At 68.2% G+C, this 15,285-nt stretch carries 11 protein-coding genes; all 11 read left to right on the top strand.

The window, feature by feature from the left end:
• The first annotated feature begins 13 nt into the window (after window positions 1–13).
• Window positions 14–355 (top strand): (2Fe-2S) ferredoxin domain-containing protein, encoded by a 342-nt coding sequence (locus tag HWE04_RS04460; RefSeq protein ID WP_166757936.1) that lies wholly within the window; start codon window positions 14–16, stop codon window positions 353–355.
• The gene (locus HWE04_RS04455; protein ID WP_241811643.1) at window positions 348–4,505 is read left to right on the top strand and encodes a cobaltochelatase subunit CobN; all 4,158 of its coding nucleotides are present in this window, start codon (window positions 348–350) and stop codon (window positions 4,503–4,505) included. The genes HWE04_RS04460 and HWE04_RS04455 overlap by 8 nt, the downstream gene beginning before the upstream one ends.
• On the top strand, window positions 4,502–6,529 hold the full coding sequence (locus tag HWE04_RS04450; RefSeq protein WP_241811642.1) for a putative cobaltochelatase: 2,028 nt from the start codon (window positions 4,502–4,504) through the stop codon (window positions 6,527–6,529). Before HWE04_RS04455 ends, HWE04_RS04450 begins: the two co-directional genes overlap by 4 nt.
• On the top strand, window positions 6,457–7,260 hold the full coding sequence (locus tag HWE04_RS04445) for a cobalt-precorrin-7 (C(5))-methyltransferase (protein WP_241811641.1): 804 nt from the start codon (window positions 6,457–6,459) through the stop codon (window positions 7,258–7,260). Before HWE04_RS04450 ends, HWE04_RS04445 begins: the two co-directional genes overlap by 73 nt.
• Window positions 7,257–8,846: a precorrin-8X methylmutase gene (locus HWE04_RS04440; protein ID WP_241811640.1), complete on the top strand. Its 1,590-nt coding sequence runs from the start codon at window positions 7,257–7,259 to the stop codon at window positions 8,844–8,846. The genes HWE04_RS04445 and HWE04_RS04440 overlap by 4 nt, the downstream gene beginning before the upstream one ends.
• Window positions 8,846–10,051, top strand: coding sequence for a cobalt-precorrin-5B (C(1))-methyltransferase CbiD (cbiD, locus tag HWE04_RS04435; protein WP_241811639.1), 1,206 nt, complete (start codon window positions 8,846–8,848; stop codon window positions 10,049–10,051). The genes HWE04_RS04440 and cbiD overlap by 1 nt, the downstream gene beginning before the upstream one ends.
• Window positions 10,048–10,821 carry a precorrin-2 C(20)-methyltransferase gene (gene cobI, locus HWE04_RS04430; protein WP_241811638.1) on the top strand — a complete coding sequence of 258 codons (774 nt, stop codon included), beginning with the start codon at window positions 10,048–10,050 and terminating at the stop codon, window positions 10,819–10,821. Before cbiD ends, cobI begins: the two co-directional genes overlap by 4 nt.
• A complete protein-coding gene (cobM, locus tag HWE04_RS04425) occupies window positions 10,818–11,594 on the top strand; it encodes a precorrin-4 C(11)-methyltransferase (RefSeq protein ID WP_006713051.1) in 777 nt (258 codons plus the stop codon). The genes cobI and cobM overlap by 4 nt, the downstream gene beginning before the upstream one ends.
• Window positions 11,591–12,412, top strand: a complete 822-nt coding sequence (locus HWE04_RS04420; RefSeq protein ID WP_241811637.1) for a cobalamin biosynthesis protein — start codon at window positions 11,591–11,593, stop codon at window positions 12,410–12,412. Before cobM ends, HWE04_RS04420 begins: the two co-directional genes overlap by 4 nt.
• Before the next feature lie 162 nt (window positions 12,413–12,574).
• A complete protein-coding gene (gene cobJ, locus HWE04_RS04415; RefSeq protein ID WP_241811636.1) occupies window positions 12,575–14,134 on the top strand; it encodes a precorrin-3B C(17)-methyltransferase in 1,560 nt (519 codons plus the stop codon).
• 2 nt (window positions 14,135–14,136) lie between these two features.
• Window positions 14,137–15,276 carry a CobW family GTP-binding protein gene (locus HWE04_RS04410; RefSeq protein ID WP_241811635.1) on the top strand — a complete coding sequence of 380 codons (1,140 nt, stop codon included), beginning with the start codon at window positions 14,137–14,139 and terminating at the stop codon, window positions 15,274–15,276.
• Window positions 15,277–15,285: the final 9 nt, after the last annotated feature.

The following is a 15,285-nucleotide window of genomic DNA, read 5'->3' as shown; positions in this document are numbered from 1 at the left end:
TGAAAGTGAAGCAATGAGAACTCATCACCGCCACGTGCTCATGTGCGTCGGCCCGCGCTGCACCGAGAACGGTGTCCTGGCCGAAGCCATGTTCGGCGTCCTGGGCGAGCAGATCGACGCCCGTCCCGACTTGCGCGTCAAGCGCACCCGCACCCATTGCATGGTGGCCTGCAAGGCCCAGGCGCCGGTGGTGGTGGTCTATCCCGAAGGCGTCTGGTATCGCTGTGAAGACGCCAGCGCCATCGAGCGCGTGGTGGTGGAACACCTCGAAGGCGGACGCGAAGTCAGCGACCTGGTCTTCCATCGCCTGGGCAGCGGCGACGTCCATCCCGAACCGGAGCGCAGCGATGTCTGAATCAGCCACTTCAGCGACCTCAGCCGGCCGCCCGCAGATCGTCCTGCTCACCCACGCCCCGACCGACCTGGCCATGCTGGCCGCCGCCCGCAGCCAGTTGCCGGCGGACTTTCCCCCGGTGGCCGGCTACGACCTGCAAGGCCTGCATGCCGACACCGATGAACACGGGCAGCCCCGCCGCACCCTGGCCGACATGCTGCGCGAAGAGCTGTCGGCAGCGCAGGTGATCGTGCTGCGTATCCTTGGCCGCCTGGGCGCCGTCAATGGCCTGCCCGAGCTGCTGCGCGTGGCGCGTGCCGAGGGCCGGCAACTGATCCTGCTGTCCGGCACCGGCGAGCCCGATGCCGAACTGGCTGCCGCCTCCACCGCGCCGGTCGATGCGCAGCAGCAGGCGCTGGCCTATTTCAACGGCGGCGGCAGCGTCAACCTGGCGCAGATGCTGCGCTGCCTGTCCGACCGCCTGCTGCTGAGTGGCTATGGCTATGCACCGGCGCAGGCACTCCCCGAACACGGCCTCTACCATCCCGACCTGGAGCAGGATGCCGGCATCGCCGACTGGCTGACCCTGCGCGCCCGCGCACCCGCCGGCAAGCCGGCCGTGGGCATCATCTTCTACCGGGCGCACTGGCTCTCGGGCAATACCGGTTTCATCGACGCACTGGTGGCCGCGCTGGAAGCACGCGGCCTGGATGTCTTGCCGGTGTTCACCTCCTCGCTGCGGGTGTCGGCCTCCAGCGGCGCCGCCTTGCCACCCGCGCTGCAATACTTCGGCGCCGGCCAGGTGGACCTGATCATCAACACCACCTCTTTTGCCATGGGCGAGATCACCGCCGGTGGCGTCACTCCGGCCGGCTGGTCGGTCTCGGTACTGGAGCAGCTGGACCTGCCGGTACTGCAAGCCATCACCAGCGGCATGACGCAAGACCAGTGGCAGAACTCCACGCGCGGCATGAACCCGCTGGACGCCGCCATGAACGTGGTGCTGCCCGAGTTCGATGGTCGCCTCATCGGCGTGCCGCTATCCTTCAAGGAAGTCACCGACAATGGCGCCGTGCAATACCGGGCGCTGCCGGACCGCGTGCATCGCATCGCCGGCCTGGCGCAGCGGCTGGTGCGCCTGCGCACCACGCCCAATGCGCACAAGCGCATCGCCTTCATCTTCACCAATTCCAGCAGCAAGGCCGCGCAGATCGGCAATGCCGTCGGGCTGGACGCACCGGAGTCCTTGATGGCCGTGCTGCGCGCCCTGCAGGCCGACGGCTACGCCATCGCCGACCTGCCGGCCAGCGGTACCGCGCTGATCCATGAACTGGTGGACCGCTGTTCCTACGACGACATCCTGCTCACCGAAGACCAGTTGCGCCGCGCCGCCGCCCGCATTCCCGCCGCCCGTTACGCGCAATGGTTCGCGGCCTTGCCCTCGGCCCTGCAAGCCAGGATGGAGCGCCAGTGGGGCGCCGCGCCCGGCCAGGCCTATGTGCATGAGCAGCACCTGGCCATCGCCGGCCTCGACCTGGGCCATGCCTTCGTCGCCCTGCAACCGCCCCGTGGCTATGGCATGGATCCGGACGCCATCTACCACCAGCCCGACCTGCCGCCCACCCATCACTACTACGCCCTGTACCGCTGGCTGGACGAAGAGTGGGGCGCCGACGCCATCGTCCACGTCGGCAAGCACGGCACGCTGGAATGGCTGCCCGGCAAGGGCGTGGGCCTGTCCGAGGAGTGCTTCCCCGATGCGCTGCTGGGCGACCTGCCGCTGTTCTATCCCTTCATCATCAACGACCCCGGCGAGGGCTCGCAGGCCAAGCGCCGCGCCCACGCCGTGGTGGTAGACCACCTGACGCCGCCGATGACCACCGCCGACAGCTATGGCGCCCTGGCGGAGCTGACGCAACTGGTGGACGAGTATTACCAGGTGGAAGTGCTGGACCCCGCCAAGCTGCCGCTGCTGCAGCAGCAGATCTGGGAGCTGGTGCGGCAGACCAACCTGGATACCGACCTGCAGTACAAGCTGCTGCATCACGACCATGATCATGACCACGATCACGGCCATGGACATGCTCACCATCATCACCATCATGGCGATCATGCTCACCATGATCATGAGCACCACGATCACGACCACCCGCACGAAGACGGCGAACTCCCGCACGCCCTGACCGAACTGGATGGCGCCGGCGTGGCTCACCTGATCGAAGACCTGGACGGCTACCTCTGCGAACTGGGCGCGGCGCAGATCCGCGACGGCCTGCACATCCTCGGCCGCATGCCCGATCAGGCACAGATGCCCGACATGCTGGTGGCCCTGGTCCGCCTGCCCAACCAGGACCTGCCGGGTCTGCAGGAAGAGGTGGCCCGGTTGTTCGGCCTGTCGCTGGACATGCTGCTGGAACACAAGGGCCGTCGCCTCAACATCGACGACGCCCTGGCCCGTTGCGCCGGTCGCGCCATCGTCACCCGCGCCGATGCGCTGGAGGCCATCGACGCCCTGTGCCTTGCGCTGATGCAGGCCCTGCAGCAGCAGAACTTCGCCGTCCACTCCATCGACAGCGTACTCAAGACCGTTTTCGCGACGCTGGAGCAGGCCAGTCCCGAGCAGCGACCACGCCTGCAACCCGCCCAGGGCAAGAGCGCCGGCAGCGTGCTGGGCGGCATGCGCGCGCTGGCCCGCCCATCGGCTGCGCCGGTGAGGCGGACCACGCCCCCGGCCGCGCACACGACGCTGAACCAGGCCAGCGGGCTGCGCCGCGTGCTGGCCTTCGCCTGCGAACAACTGGTGCCGCGCCTGCACCAGACCAGCGAAGAAATCGGCAACCTGCTCAGCGGCCTGCGTGGTGGCTACATCCCGGCCGGCCCCAGTGGTTCGCCCACGCGCGGCATGGCGCACATCCTGCCCACCGGCCGCAATTTCTATTCGGTCGATCCGCGCAGCGTCCCTTCGCAATCGGCCTGGCGCGTGGGTCAGCAACTGGCGCGTGAAGTGCTGGCGCGCCATCATCGCGAAAGCGGCGACTACCCCGAGAGCGTGGCCATCAGCATCTGGGGCACCAGCGCCATGCGCACCCACGGCGACGATGTCGCCCAGATTCTGTCGCTGATGGGCGCACGCCCCCTCTGGCGCGCCGGCAACCGGCAGGTGGCCGGGGTCGAGCTGGTGCCACTGGAAGAATTGCAGCGCCCGCGCATCGACGTCACCACCCGTATCAGTGGCTTCTTCCGCGACGCCTTCCCGCAGTTGATCGAACTCATCGACGACGCCGTGCAACTGGCCATCGCCGCCGACGAGCCGGAGCACATGAACTTCGTGCGCAAGCACTACCTGCGCGATCTGCAGCAGGGCCTGCAAACCGGGCTGGGCCAGGCCGAGGCCGCCACCCAGGCGGCCTACCGCGTCTTCGGCGCCAAGCCCGGCAGCTACGGTGCCGGCATCCTGCCCCTGATCCAGGAAAAGAACTGGCAGGACCAGGCCGATTTCGCCGAGGCCTACATCAACTGGGGCGGCTTCGCCTATGGCCGCAAGGTGCAGGGCGCCGACCGGCGCGAGGCCTTCCGCCAGCGCCTGGCCGGGGTGCAGGTGGCCCTGCACAACCAGGACAATCGCGAGCACGACATCTTCGACAGCGATGACTACCTGCAGTACCACGGCGGCATGATCGCCACCATCCGCGCCCTGTCGGGCCAGCAGCCGCGCCATTACTTCGGCGACAGCCATGACCCGCAACGCGCCGCCGTGCGCGACCTGAAGGAAGAAACCCTGCGCGTCTTCCGCGCCCGGGTGGTCAATCCCAAGTGGCTGGCCAGCATCCGTCGCCATGGCTACAAGGGCGGCCTGGAACTGACAGCCACCGTCGATTACCTGTTCGGCTACGACGCCACCGCCCAGGTGCTGGACGACTGGATGTACCAGCAACTGGCCGAGACCTATGGCTTCGACCCGGCCATGCGTGAATTCCTGGAACAGGCCAACCCCTGGGCCCAGAACGCCATCGCCGAGCGCCTGCTGGAAGCCGCCAGTCGCGGCATGTGGCAAGAGCCCGATGCACAGACACTGGAGCGACTGCGCGCCCTCTACCTGCACAGCGAAACCCTGCTCGAAGCCCGTGGCGAAACCGTGCGTGGCAGTGAACACACCAAGGACATGCAATGAGCGCAGCCCACCACCATCCCGGCTATCCCTTTTCAGCCATCGTCGGCCAGCCCCTGCTGAAAGAAGCGCTGCTGCTGTGTGCGGTCGATCCCGGCATCGGCGGCGTACTGGCGCGCGGCGACAAGGGAACCGCCAAGAGCACCGCCGCACGCGGCCTGACCCAGGTGCTGCCGGCCATCCTGCGCAAGCCCGGTTGCGCCTTCAACTGCGCGCCCGGCCAGCCCGCTGCGGTCTGTGCGGTCTGCAGCGCGCAGGAGCCACCCACCGCCACGCTGGCCGAGGTTCCCTTCGTCACCTTGCCGCTGGGCGCCACCGAAGACCGCGTACTGGGCTCGCTGGACCTGCAACTAGCCCTGCAGGGCGGCCAGCGCGCCTTCCAGCCGGGGTTGCTGGCGGCGGCCCATCGCGGCATCCTCTACATCGATGAAGTCAACCTGCTGGCCGATCACCTGGTTGATGTCCTGCTGGACGTGGCCGCCATGGGCGTCAATGCGGTACAGAGAGAAGGGCTGTCGGTCAGCCATCCGGCCCGCTTCACCCTGATCGGCACCATGAACCTGGAAGAGGGCGACCTGCGCCCGCAACTGCTGGACCGCTTCGGCCTGATGGTGGAAGTGACGGCACCCACCGACAAGTCAGTACGCGCCGAGGTGGTGCGCCGACGCATCGCCTACGAAGCCGACCCGCAGGCCTTCACCAGCCAGTGGCAGGCCCAGCAGGATGCCTTGCGCGCCCAGGTGGCCCAGGCCCAGCGCCTGCTGCCCGGCGTGGCGCTGGACGACGCCATGCTGGAGTTGATCAGCCATCTCTGCTGCGAGTTCGAGGTGGCCAGCCTCCGTGCCGACATCGTCATGCACAAGACCGCCCGCGCCATCGCCGCCTTGCAGGCCCGTGAGCGCGTGACGCCCGACGACGTGCGCGCCGCCGCGCTCCTGGTGCTGCCACACCGCCGTCGCCGCAAGCCTTTCGAACAGAGCGGCATGGACCAGGACAAGCTCGACGATCTGGTCGATCAGGCGCGACAGGCGCAGGGGGAGGGCCAGGACAGCGCAGGCGCACCACCCGATACCGCCCCGGATGAACAGGAAGGGCAAGAACCGCAGGATCAAAAGGATCAGCAAGAGCAGCCAGAGCAGCAAGAACAACAGAATGGAGAAGGCGAGGGTGCCCAGCAGACCTTCGCCATCGGCGCCGCCGGTCCGGCCCGCAAGATCAGCGTGGTCACGCCCACCACGAGCTTTTCGGCCTCCACGGCCAGCGGCCGCCGCAGCGCGGTGGCCGACGCCAGCCGGGGCAGCGCCCTGCGCGCCGTGCCGGACGCCAATCCGGACCGCCTGGCCGTCGGTGCTACACTGCGCAGCGCCGCCGTGCGGGGCGCCCTGGCGGGCGAGGGCGGCGAGCGCCTGCAGGTCGCCCGCGAAGACCTGCATCGCCAGGTGCGCAGCGGCCGGGGCGCCAACCTGATCGTCTTCGTGGTCGATGCCTCCGGCTCCATGGCCGCGCAGCGCCGCATGGAAGCGGTCAAGGGCGCCGTGCTGGCGCTGCTGACGGACGCCTACCAGCGTCGCGACCAACTGGCCGTGATCGGCTTCCGTGGTGAACAGGCGCAACTGCTGCTGGCCCCCACCCGCAGTGCCGACCTGGCCGAGCAGGGCCTGCGCGAACTGCCCACCGGTGGACGCACGCCACTGCCGCACGCGCTGCAACTGGCGGCGCAATTGCTGCAGCAGAGCAGCCAGGCCAGCGATGAGCTGCCGCCGCTGCTGGTGATCCTGTCCGACGGCAAGGCGAATGTGAGCCTGCCCGGCAGCCAGGGTGACGCCTGGACGCAGACCCTGGAAGCGGCCGCCAACCTGGCCGCGCAAGCCATACCGGCGCTGGTGCTTGATACCGAATCGGGCTACCTGCGCCTGGGCCGTGCGGCCCAACTGGCCGAGGCGCTGGGTGCGCCTTGCCTGACCCTGGAACAATTGACCGGCGACGCCCTGGCGTTGACCGTGCGCGCCCAGCTGGGCAAGCGCTGAAAGGAAAGACCATGATCATCTGTATCGGCGCCGGCCCCGGCGACCACTCCTATCTCACCCTGCGCGGCGCCGAACTGATCCGCAACGCCGACGTGGTGGCCGGCTTCAACGCCGTGGTGGACGTGGTCAAGGAACTGATCCCCGCCAGCGCCCGGGTGGTGCTCATGGGCTACCGCGACCAGGTCGCCAAGCTCGACGAAGTGGCGGCCCTGCACCACGCCGGCAAGCGCTGCGTGGTGGTCTTCATGGGCGACATCCACTTCAGCGGCTTCCAGTACCTGGAACGCGTGGAACGTGCCTGCGGCCACCGGGTGGAAACCCTGCCGGGCATTTCCTCGGCCCAGATCCTGGCCTCCCGCGCCCGCGTCTGCTTTGACGAGACCACCTTCATCACCTTCCACCGCCGTGGCGACCTGGAGCCCTTCAAGCGCCATCTGGTGCATGTCCTCAATGACGGTCGCAATGCCATCGTCATCCCTTGCCCCTGGGACGCGGCGCGTTCCTTCATGCCGCGCCACATTGCCAGCTATCTCCTGCAGCAGGGCGTCAGTCCCGATCACCCCACCGAGGTCTGGGAAAACCTGACCCGGGGCGACGCCGAATGGCACGGCAAGCTGGCCGATTGCGCCGATGTCGAATTCAGCGACATGAGCATCATGCTCATCCGTACCCTGGCCCCCATGGCCAGCCAGATCGAACCGCCGCCGACAGCGGCAGGAGGAGAGGCATGAGGGAGCTCACCCCGCAGCGGACCAGGTCGGCGGTCGTCATCGCCGGCCACGGCAGCCGCGACCCCGATTCCCTGCGCGAATTCGAGGCGCTGGTAGAACTGGTGCGCCAGCGCGCCCAGGGGCGCATCGTGCGCCACGGCTATCTGGAATTCGCCGCCCCCACCATTGCCGAGGCCGCCGCCGCCTGCGTGGCCGAGGGGGCCACCGAGGTGTCCGTGGTGCCCGGCGTGCTGCTGGGCGCACGCCATGCCAAGAACGACATGCCGGCCGAACTGCTGGCCCTGGCGCGGGATTACCCGCAGGTGGATTTCCACTTCGGCGCGCCGATGGACCTGCATCCGTTGCTGCTGCAACTGGTGCAGCAACGGGTGGTGGAGGCCGAGGCCACCTCCGAGGAAATCATCCACCGCCAGGACAGTTGCCTGGTGCTGGTCGGCCGTGGCACCACGGACCCCGACGCCAATGGCGAGATCGCCAAGCTGGCCCGCATGGTGCAGGAAGGGATGGGCTTCGGCGGCGTCAAGGTCTGCTTCTCGGGCACGGCCACACCGCTAGTGCGCGAAGGCCTGTCGCTGGCCGCCGGCCAGGGCTGGCAGCGCCTGGTAGTGCTGCCGTTCTTCCTCTTCGATGGCGTGCTGCTCAAGCGCATCTATGCCGCCGCCGACGAACAGGCCGCGCGCGAGCCCGGCGTGGAAGTGCTCAAGGCCGCCTACCTGGGCGTGCACGCCCATGTGGCCGATGTCATGCTGGAGCGCGCCCGCGAGGCCGTCGAAGGCCGCGCCGCAATGAACTGCACCCTGTGCAAGTACCGCGTGCAGATCGTCGGTTTCGAACAGCAAGTCGGCGAGCCGCAGCGCGCCCATCATCTGCAGGTGCGTGATCTGACTGCCCGCGCCCAGTCGGCGGCGATACCGGCGCGCACCGCGCCCTACGTGCCGCATCCCATCGAGGCCGAGAGCATGGATATCATCCAGGCCGGGCGCGACTGGAGCGGCTTCCCGCCGGAGCACCTGACCGTGCTGCAGCGCCTGGTGCATACCAGCGGTGACTTCGCCGTGGCCGATGAAATCTATTTCTCGACCGGTGCCGCCCAGGCCGGCATGAGAGCCCTGTTGCGCTGCAAGCGCGTGGTCACCGATGTGACCATGGTGCAGACCGGCTTGAAGCGCGCCGTGCTGGAACAGCTGGGCGTGGAGACCTGGTGCGGCGTGCATGATCCCGAGTCACACCTGATGGCCCAGAACCTGGGCATGACCCGCTCGGCGGCCGGCATCCGGCGCGCCTGGCAGAAGTTCGGCAACGATATCGTGCTGGCCATCGGCGACGCGCCCACCGCCATCACCGAAGCCGTGCGCCTGATCCGCGAACACGGCTGGCGCCCGCAACTGGTGATCGGTCTGCCGGTCGGCTTTGTCGGCACCCGCGAAAGCAAGGACGAGCTGCGCCGCTGCCTGCAGGTGCCGCGCATCACCAACAGCGGCACCCGGGGCGGCTCGCCCTGGGCCGCCAGCGTGGTCAATGCCCTGATGATCGATGCCATCGCCTGGCTGGTGCAGCAGGAAGCACAAGTCGAAGGCGTGCAGTGATGGACCACCCGGGCGAACTGCAACGCGCCGAATACGACCTGGCCGTGCTCGCCCCCAATGGTCTGCGACGTGGTCGCAGCACCGGCAGTTGCGCCACGGCGGCGGTGCGCGCCGCGCTCTATCGCCTGCTGGGCGGCGTGACGCTGCAACAGACCGACGTCAGCCTGCCCGATGGCCGGCATTACCTGTGTGTGCCGGTCAAGGCGGTGCGCATGGTGGAAGAGGGCATGGCCGAAGCCGAAGTCCTCAAGGACGGCGGCGACGATCCCGACAACACCCATGGCGCTACCATCGTCGCCCAGGTGCGGCGCAATGCGCTCGGCGAAGTCCGCTTCTTCGCCGGCGAAGGCGTAGGCACGGCCACCATGCCCGGCCTGCGCGTGGCCGTCGGCGAGCCCGCCATCAACCCGGTGCCGCGTGCCATGATGCGCACTGCCGTCGCCGAGGTATGGCAGGAACTGCAACCCGGCCCGGCCGAAATGCCCGGCTTCGACCTGCACATCGGCTGCCGCGAAGGCCGGGCCATCGCGCCCAAGACCTTCAATCCCAAGCTGGGCATCGTGGGTGGCATCTCGATCCTGGGGACTTCGGGCATCGTCGAACCGATGTCGATGGCCTCCTGGATCGCCTCCATCGAGGTCTATATCCGCGTGGCGCTGGCAGCCTGCACGCCCGGTGACGATGAGGGGGATGCCGTGGCCTACCTGCCGGGCAAGATCGGTCGCGTCTTCGTGGCGCAGACCCTGGGCCTGCCCGACAAGCGCAGCGTGCAGATCGCCAATTTCCTCGGTGATGCGCTGGACTTCACGCAGCAGGCCCTGAGCGAAGAGGGCCGCAGGCTGCCGCTGCTGTGGCTGGCCGGCCATCCCGGCAAGCTGGCCAAGGTGTTGGATGGCGTGTGGGACACCCACTCCAGCAAGAGCAACATGGCCATGCAGGGCGTGGCCCGCGTGGCGCAAGAAATGAACGCGGCAGGCGAGGGCGAGCTGTTCCCCCCCGCGCTGTTGCAGCAGATGAAGGAAGCCAATACGGTGGAAGCAATCATAGAGCTGGTCCGCCAGCAGGATGCCGCGCTCTCGCGCCGCCTCTGGAGCGGGATCGAGACCCGCATCGCCGCGCTGGCGCAGGCCCGCGTACCTGCGGTCTCGCGCATCGAAGTGCGTCTGTTCGACCTCGACGGTCGTCATCTGGGAGCGCTGGCATGACGGATCCCAAGACCGGCCCCGGCCGCCTGACCGGCATCGGCGTCGGCCCCGGCCCGGCTGGCTACCTGCCGCTGGCGGCGCTGGCCGCATTGCGCAGCGCCGACCTGATCTACATTCCCCGGGCGCGTGGCGCCGACCTGTCGGTCGCCCTGCAATGCCTGGAAGGCGTGGAGTTCGACCGCAGCCGCCTGCGCGAGATCGAGTTCAACATGGACCCCGACCGCCAGGTCCTGCAAGAACACTACGCCCAGCTGGGCCAGCAGCTGGCGGCACAACTGCGCGCCGGTCAGCGACTGGTGTACCTCACCATCGGCGATGCGCTGACCTACTCGACCTATGGCTATGTGCTGGCGGCCGTGCGCGACCTCTATCCGCAATGTGACTGTGTCACCTTGCCCGGCATCACCAGTTACGCGGCCGCTGCCGCGGCGCTGGAATGGCCGCTGGGCGTGGGCAAGGAACGCACCCTGATCCTGCCCTGCCCGGAAGACGCCGCCACCCTGCGTGCCGAGATCGAGAGCCACGACATCGTCGTGCTGATGAAGGTCGGCGCGCGCCTGCCGTGGGTCCTGGACCTGCTGCGTGAAATGGACATCGCCCGACACTGCGGCTTTGCCCGCCGCATCGGCCTGGAAGGCGAGGTACTGGCCAGCGACCTGAGTACGCTCGATGCGGCCGAGGCCAGCGGCTACCTGGCCGTGCTGCTGATCCGCAAGTCCGCGCAGGCGCAGCGCCATCGCCCGCCCGCATCATTGAAAGGAAGTGCATGAAAGTCTATTTCGTCGGCGCCGGCCCCGGTGCGGCCGACCTCATCACCCTGCGCGGTGCGCGCCTGCTGGGCCAGGTGCAGATGGTGCTGTATGCCGGTTCGCTGGTGCCCACCGCCTTGCTGGAACATTGTCGCGCCGATGCCGAGATCATCGACACCGCCGCGCTCGACCTGGAACAGCAACAGGCCTGCTATGAACGCGCCCGGGAGCAGGGCATCGACGTCGTGCGCCTGCATTCCGGCGACCCCGCCATCTATGGCGCCACCGCCGAACAGATGCGCCGCCTCGACGCGCTGGGCATCGCCTACGAGGTGGTGCCGGGGGTGTCCTCCTTCACGGCAGCCGCCGCTGCGGTCTCGGCCGAGCTGACCAAGCCCGAGGTATCGCAGAGCGTGATCCTGACCCGCGTCTCCGGCCGCGCGTCGGCCGTGCCGGAATCCGAATCGATCGCCTCCCTGGCCGCGCATCGCGCCACGATGTGCATCTTCCTCTCCGGCCCGCACCTGAAGAAGATCGTCACCGACCTGCTGCTGCACTATCCGCCCGAGACCCCGGTGACCCTGGTCTATCGCGCCACCTGGCCCGAGCAGCGCGTCTACCAGGGACAACTGGATCGCGTGCTGGAAGAGAACAAGCGCGGTGAATGGAACCTGACCACCATGATGCTGGTGGGCGCGGCGCTGGACAAGGCGCAGGTGGCCGAGTCCAGCCTCTATTCCAAGGACTTCACGCATCTGTTCCGCGTGGTGAAGAAGAACAAGGACGCCGCATGAACCCGCCGGTCGCCCTGCCTGAACTCGGCCTGTGGCCGGTGCGCGTCGAAGCCGCGCCGCTGGCCATGTACCTGCAGGACAGGCTGGGTGGCCAGTTGTACCAGCCCTGGCTCAATAGCGAGGCAGGCACATCGCAGTCGCAGCGCCAGCAGTTCGCGCTGGCCTACCGGCGCCATCGCCAGTGGATCATGATCGGTGCCACCGGCATCGCCGTGCGTTTCCTCGACGGCCTGCCGCAGGACAAGCACAGCGACCCGGCCGTGGTGGTGGTGGATGAAGCGGCCCGCTTCGCCATCTCGATGCTGGCTGGCCACGAGGGTGGGGCCAACAGCCTGGCCTATCGGGTGGCGCAGCTGACGGGCGCGCAGCCGGTCGTGACCACCGCCACCGAAGCCGTCAAGCCGCTGGTGCTGGGCATAGGCTGCCGCAAGCTGGTCTCGGTCGAGCAGATCGGCGCGGCCGTCGCGCAGGCGCTGCAGCAATGTCCCGGCGCCACACTGGCCCAGGTGCGCGAAGTCGCCACCATCGACCTCAAGGCCGAGGAGCCCGGCCTGCTGGCCTTCTGCGCCACCCATGGTTTGCCGCTGCGGGTGATCACCCGCGAGCAGATCGCCCAGCGCGCCTGGGTGAGCAAGCCCTCGGAGTGGGTGCGGCAGAACATCGGCGTGGACGGCGTGTGCGAACCGGCAGCGCTCATCGCCAGCCCGCGTGGCCGCCTGCTGCTGGGCAAGACGGCGCTGGATGGGGTGACGGTGGCCATCGTGGATGATGGCGAGGGCTGGCGCAGTTTCATTGAAAATTTGCATGATCCAGCTTAGGGATGAATTCCATACCGTTCGGACTGAGTAGGCCCTGCAGGGCCGTATCGAAGGCGCGTCTTCGATACGCGGCTTCGCCGCGACTCAGTCCGAACGGGCATGAGAAAGAACGGGCATGAGAAGTTTTGGTAGTCGTCGCTCAATTTTTTGCGGGAAAACAGGATGGAAGCAGTCAAGAAAAAAGGCGTATTGAACCTGGTCTCGGTCGGCCCCGGTTTCGAAGAGATGATCATCCCGCGTGCCATCGAGGCCTTGCGCGAGAGCGAGGTCATCGTCGCCTACGAGTTGTACTTGCGCTGGATCGCCGCGCACATCGAGGGCAAGGAAATCCACACCCCGCCGCTGACGCAGGAGCGCGAGCGCGCCCTGCTGGCCATCGAACAGGCCCGCGCCGGGCGCCGGGTGGCGCTCATCTCCAGCGGCGACATCGGCATCTACGCCATGGCCGCACTGGCCTTCGACGACATGCGCGAGGACGACACCTTTGAAGTCAACGTCATCCCCGGCGTGACCTCTGCCAATGCCTGTGCATCGCTCCTGGGGTCGCCGCTATCGCACGACTTCGCCACGCTGTCGCTGTCCAACCTGCTATGCCCGTGGTCATGGATCGAACAGCGCGCCAGCCACATCGCCCAGGCCGACCTGGCCTGCGTGCTCTACAACGTGCAGAGCGCCGGTCGGCAGGAGGGCGTCTATCGCATCCTGCAACTGATGCTGCAGCACAAGGCCCCGCATACCCTGTGCGGCGTGGTGCGCAATGCCTACCGCCCGGGCCAGCAGGTCTCCATCCATCGCCTGAATGAATTGCCGGGCCTGCAGTTCGACATGCTGACCTCGATCGTCATCGGCAACCGCTTCACCCAGCGCAAGCGCGACTGGATTTTCACCCCGCGTGGCTACAACGACTGGAGCGAAGAGTCGCAAGCCCAGGCGGCCGCTCACTTGCCGCCGCAGGCGGTGTGGGTGTTCGCCGGCACCAGCGACGGCAATGCGCTGGCCGCCGAGCTGGCCGGGCAGGGCCGCAGTGTCGTTGTCTCCACCGCCACCGAGTATGGCGGCCAGCTGGCGCGCGGCGATTGCCCGGGCGTGTTCGTCTGGTCCGGTCGCCAGGGCGTGGAGGCGCGTCGCCAGGCCCTGCGCGACAGCCAGGCCCGGGTGCTGGTGGATGCCACCCATCCCTTTGCGGTGCAGATGTCGCAGCAACTGATGTCGCTGGCGCAGGAGTTGGGCATTCCCTACCTGCGCTATGAGCGCCCCAGCGAGATCGCCGCCGATGATCCCAATGCCTGCACCGACATGCAGGAGGCCGCCGCCCGGGCCATTGCCATGGGGCGCCGCATCTTCCTGGCCACCGGCTCCAAGGACCTGGCAACCTTCCTGCAGGCCAGCGGCGCGCAGGAGCGCCAATGGTTCGCCCGCGTCACGGCCGATCCCGATTTCCTGCGTCGCGCCCTGGAACTGGGCCTGCCGCGTGCGCAGCTGTGCGCCATGCAGGGGCCGTTCTCGCAAGCCTTCAACGAAGCACTGTGGCGCGACTGGGGCATCGATTGCGTGGTCACCAAGGACTCCGGCGAGGCCGGCGGCTATCGGGCCAAGGTCGAGGCAGCGCGGGCCCTGGGCATCCCGCTGCTGACGGTGCGCCGTCCGTGCCTGGACTACCCGCTGGTGGCCCATGATTTCGCCGAAGTCCATGCCCGCCTGGCGGCACTGGCGGGAGCCTGACGATGAGCGCCGCATCGGCTCCAGCATTGGCTACTGCCATGCCGCCCATCCCGGTGACCGTGGTCACCGGCTTCCTCGGGGCCGGCAAGACCACGCTGCTGCGCGCCCTGGTGCAGCGCCGCCAGTCGCGCCGGCTGGCCTTGCTGATCAATGAATTCGGTGAAGTCGCCATCGACGGCGACCTGCTGCGCGCCGAGGGCGATGGCCAGGGTCAGGTGCAGATCCAGGACTTTGCCCATGGCCTGATCGCCTATGGTGACGACGAGCAGTTCGTGCCGGCCATGCTGGCGCTGGCCGCCCGCCGTGCGCAGATCGACCATGTGCTGATCGAAACCTCCGGCCTGGCCCTGCCCAGCGCCGTGATGGAGGTGCTGCAGTCGCCCGAGCTGGCGCCGCACTTCGTGCTGGACGCCACCCTGGCCGTGGTCGATACCCCGTTGCTGCTGGAAGAGGCATTCGCCAGTGGCGACGTCGTACGCGATGCCACCGCCAGCCTGTTCCGCCAGCAACTGGAATGCGCCGACGTGGTGGTCCTCAACAAGATCGACGGCATGGACGAAGCGCCCTTGCTGCAGGCCGAAGCGACCGTGCGCGCACTGGCGCCCAATGTGCGCTTCCTGGAACTGGCCTATGGCGCCCGGCTGGATATTCGCCTGGCGCTGGGCCTGCGCCTGCACCAGGCGGGCGCGACCGTTCATCACCACTACACGCCGGTGGGCATGCCGGGCGAGCGTGCCACGGTCGCGGCCGACCAGCGCCGCTTCAACGGCCATGCCCACTCCGGCCTGGGCGCGCACAGCCACGGGCTGTCCACCCACAAGCATTTCCACGAGCAAGACCCCGGCTGGCAATCCTTCACGCTGCGCAGTACGGCGCCGCAGGACCCGGAGCGCCTGCGCCAGGCCGTGGCTGCCGCCGCCCTGGCCGAGCCCATCCTGCGCGCCAAGGGCTTCGTGCACAGCGCCGCCGGCCCGCTGCTGCTGCAGGCGGTGCGCGCGCGCGTGGTGGCTGCTACAAGCGGGCAGGGCAGTACCGCCAGCCACCATGGCAAGCACAGCGAACTGGTCTTCATCGGCTACCATCCCAGTCGCAGCAACGTCGCCCGCATCCTTGCCGAGCGCACCGGTGCCAACTGGACCTGAACGAATTTT

Origin of the sequence: Herbaspirillum sp. C7C2, assembly GCF_022627865.1 — a bacterium.
Lineage (GTDB): Bacteria > Pseudomonadota > Gammaproteobacteria > Burkholderiales > Burkholderiaceae_D > Herbaspirillum > Herbaspirillum frisingense.
Note: the sequence above shows the minus strand (reverse complement) of the source record. Positions and strands in the feature narration are given on the sequence as shown.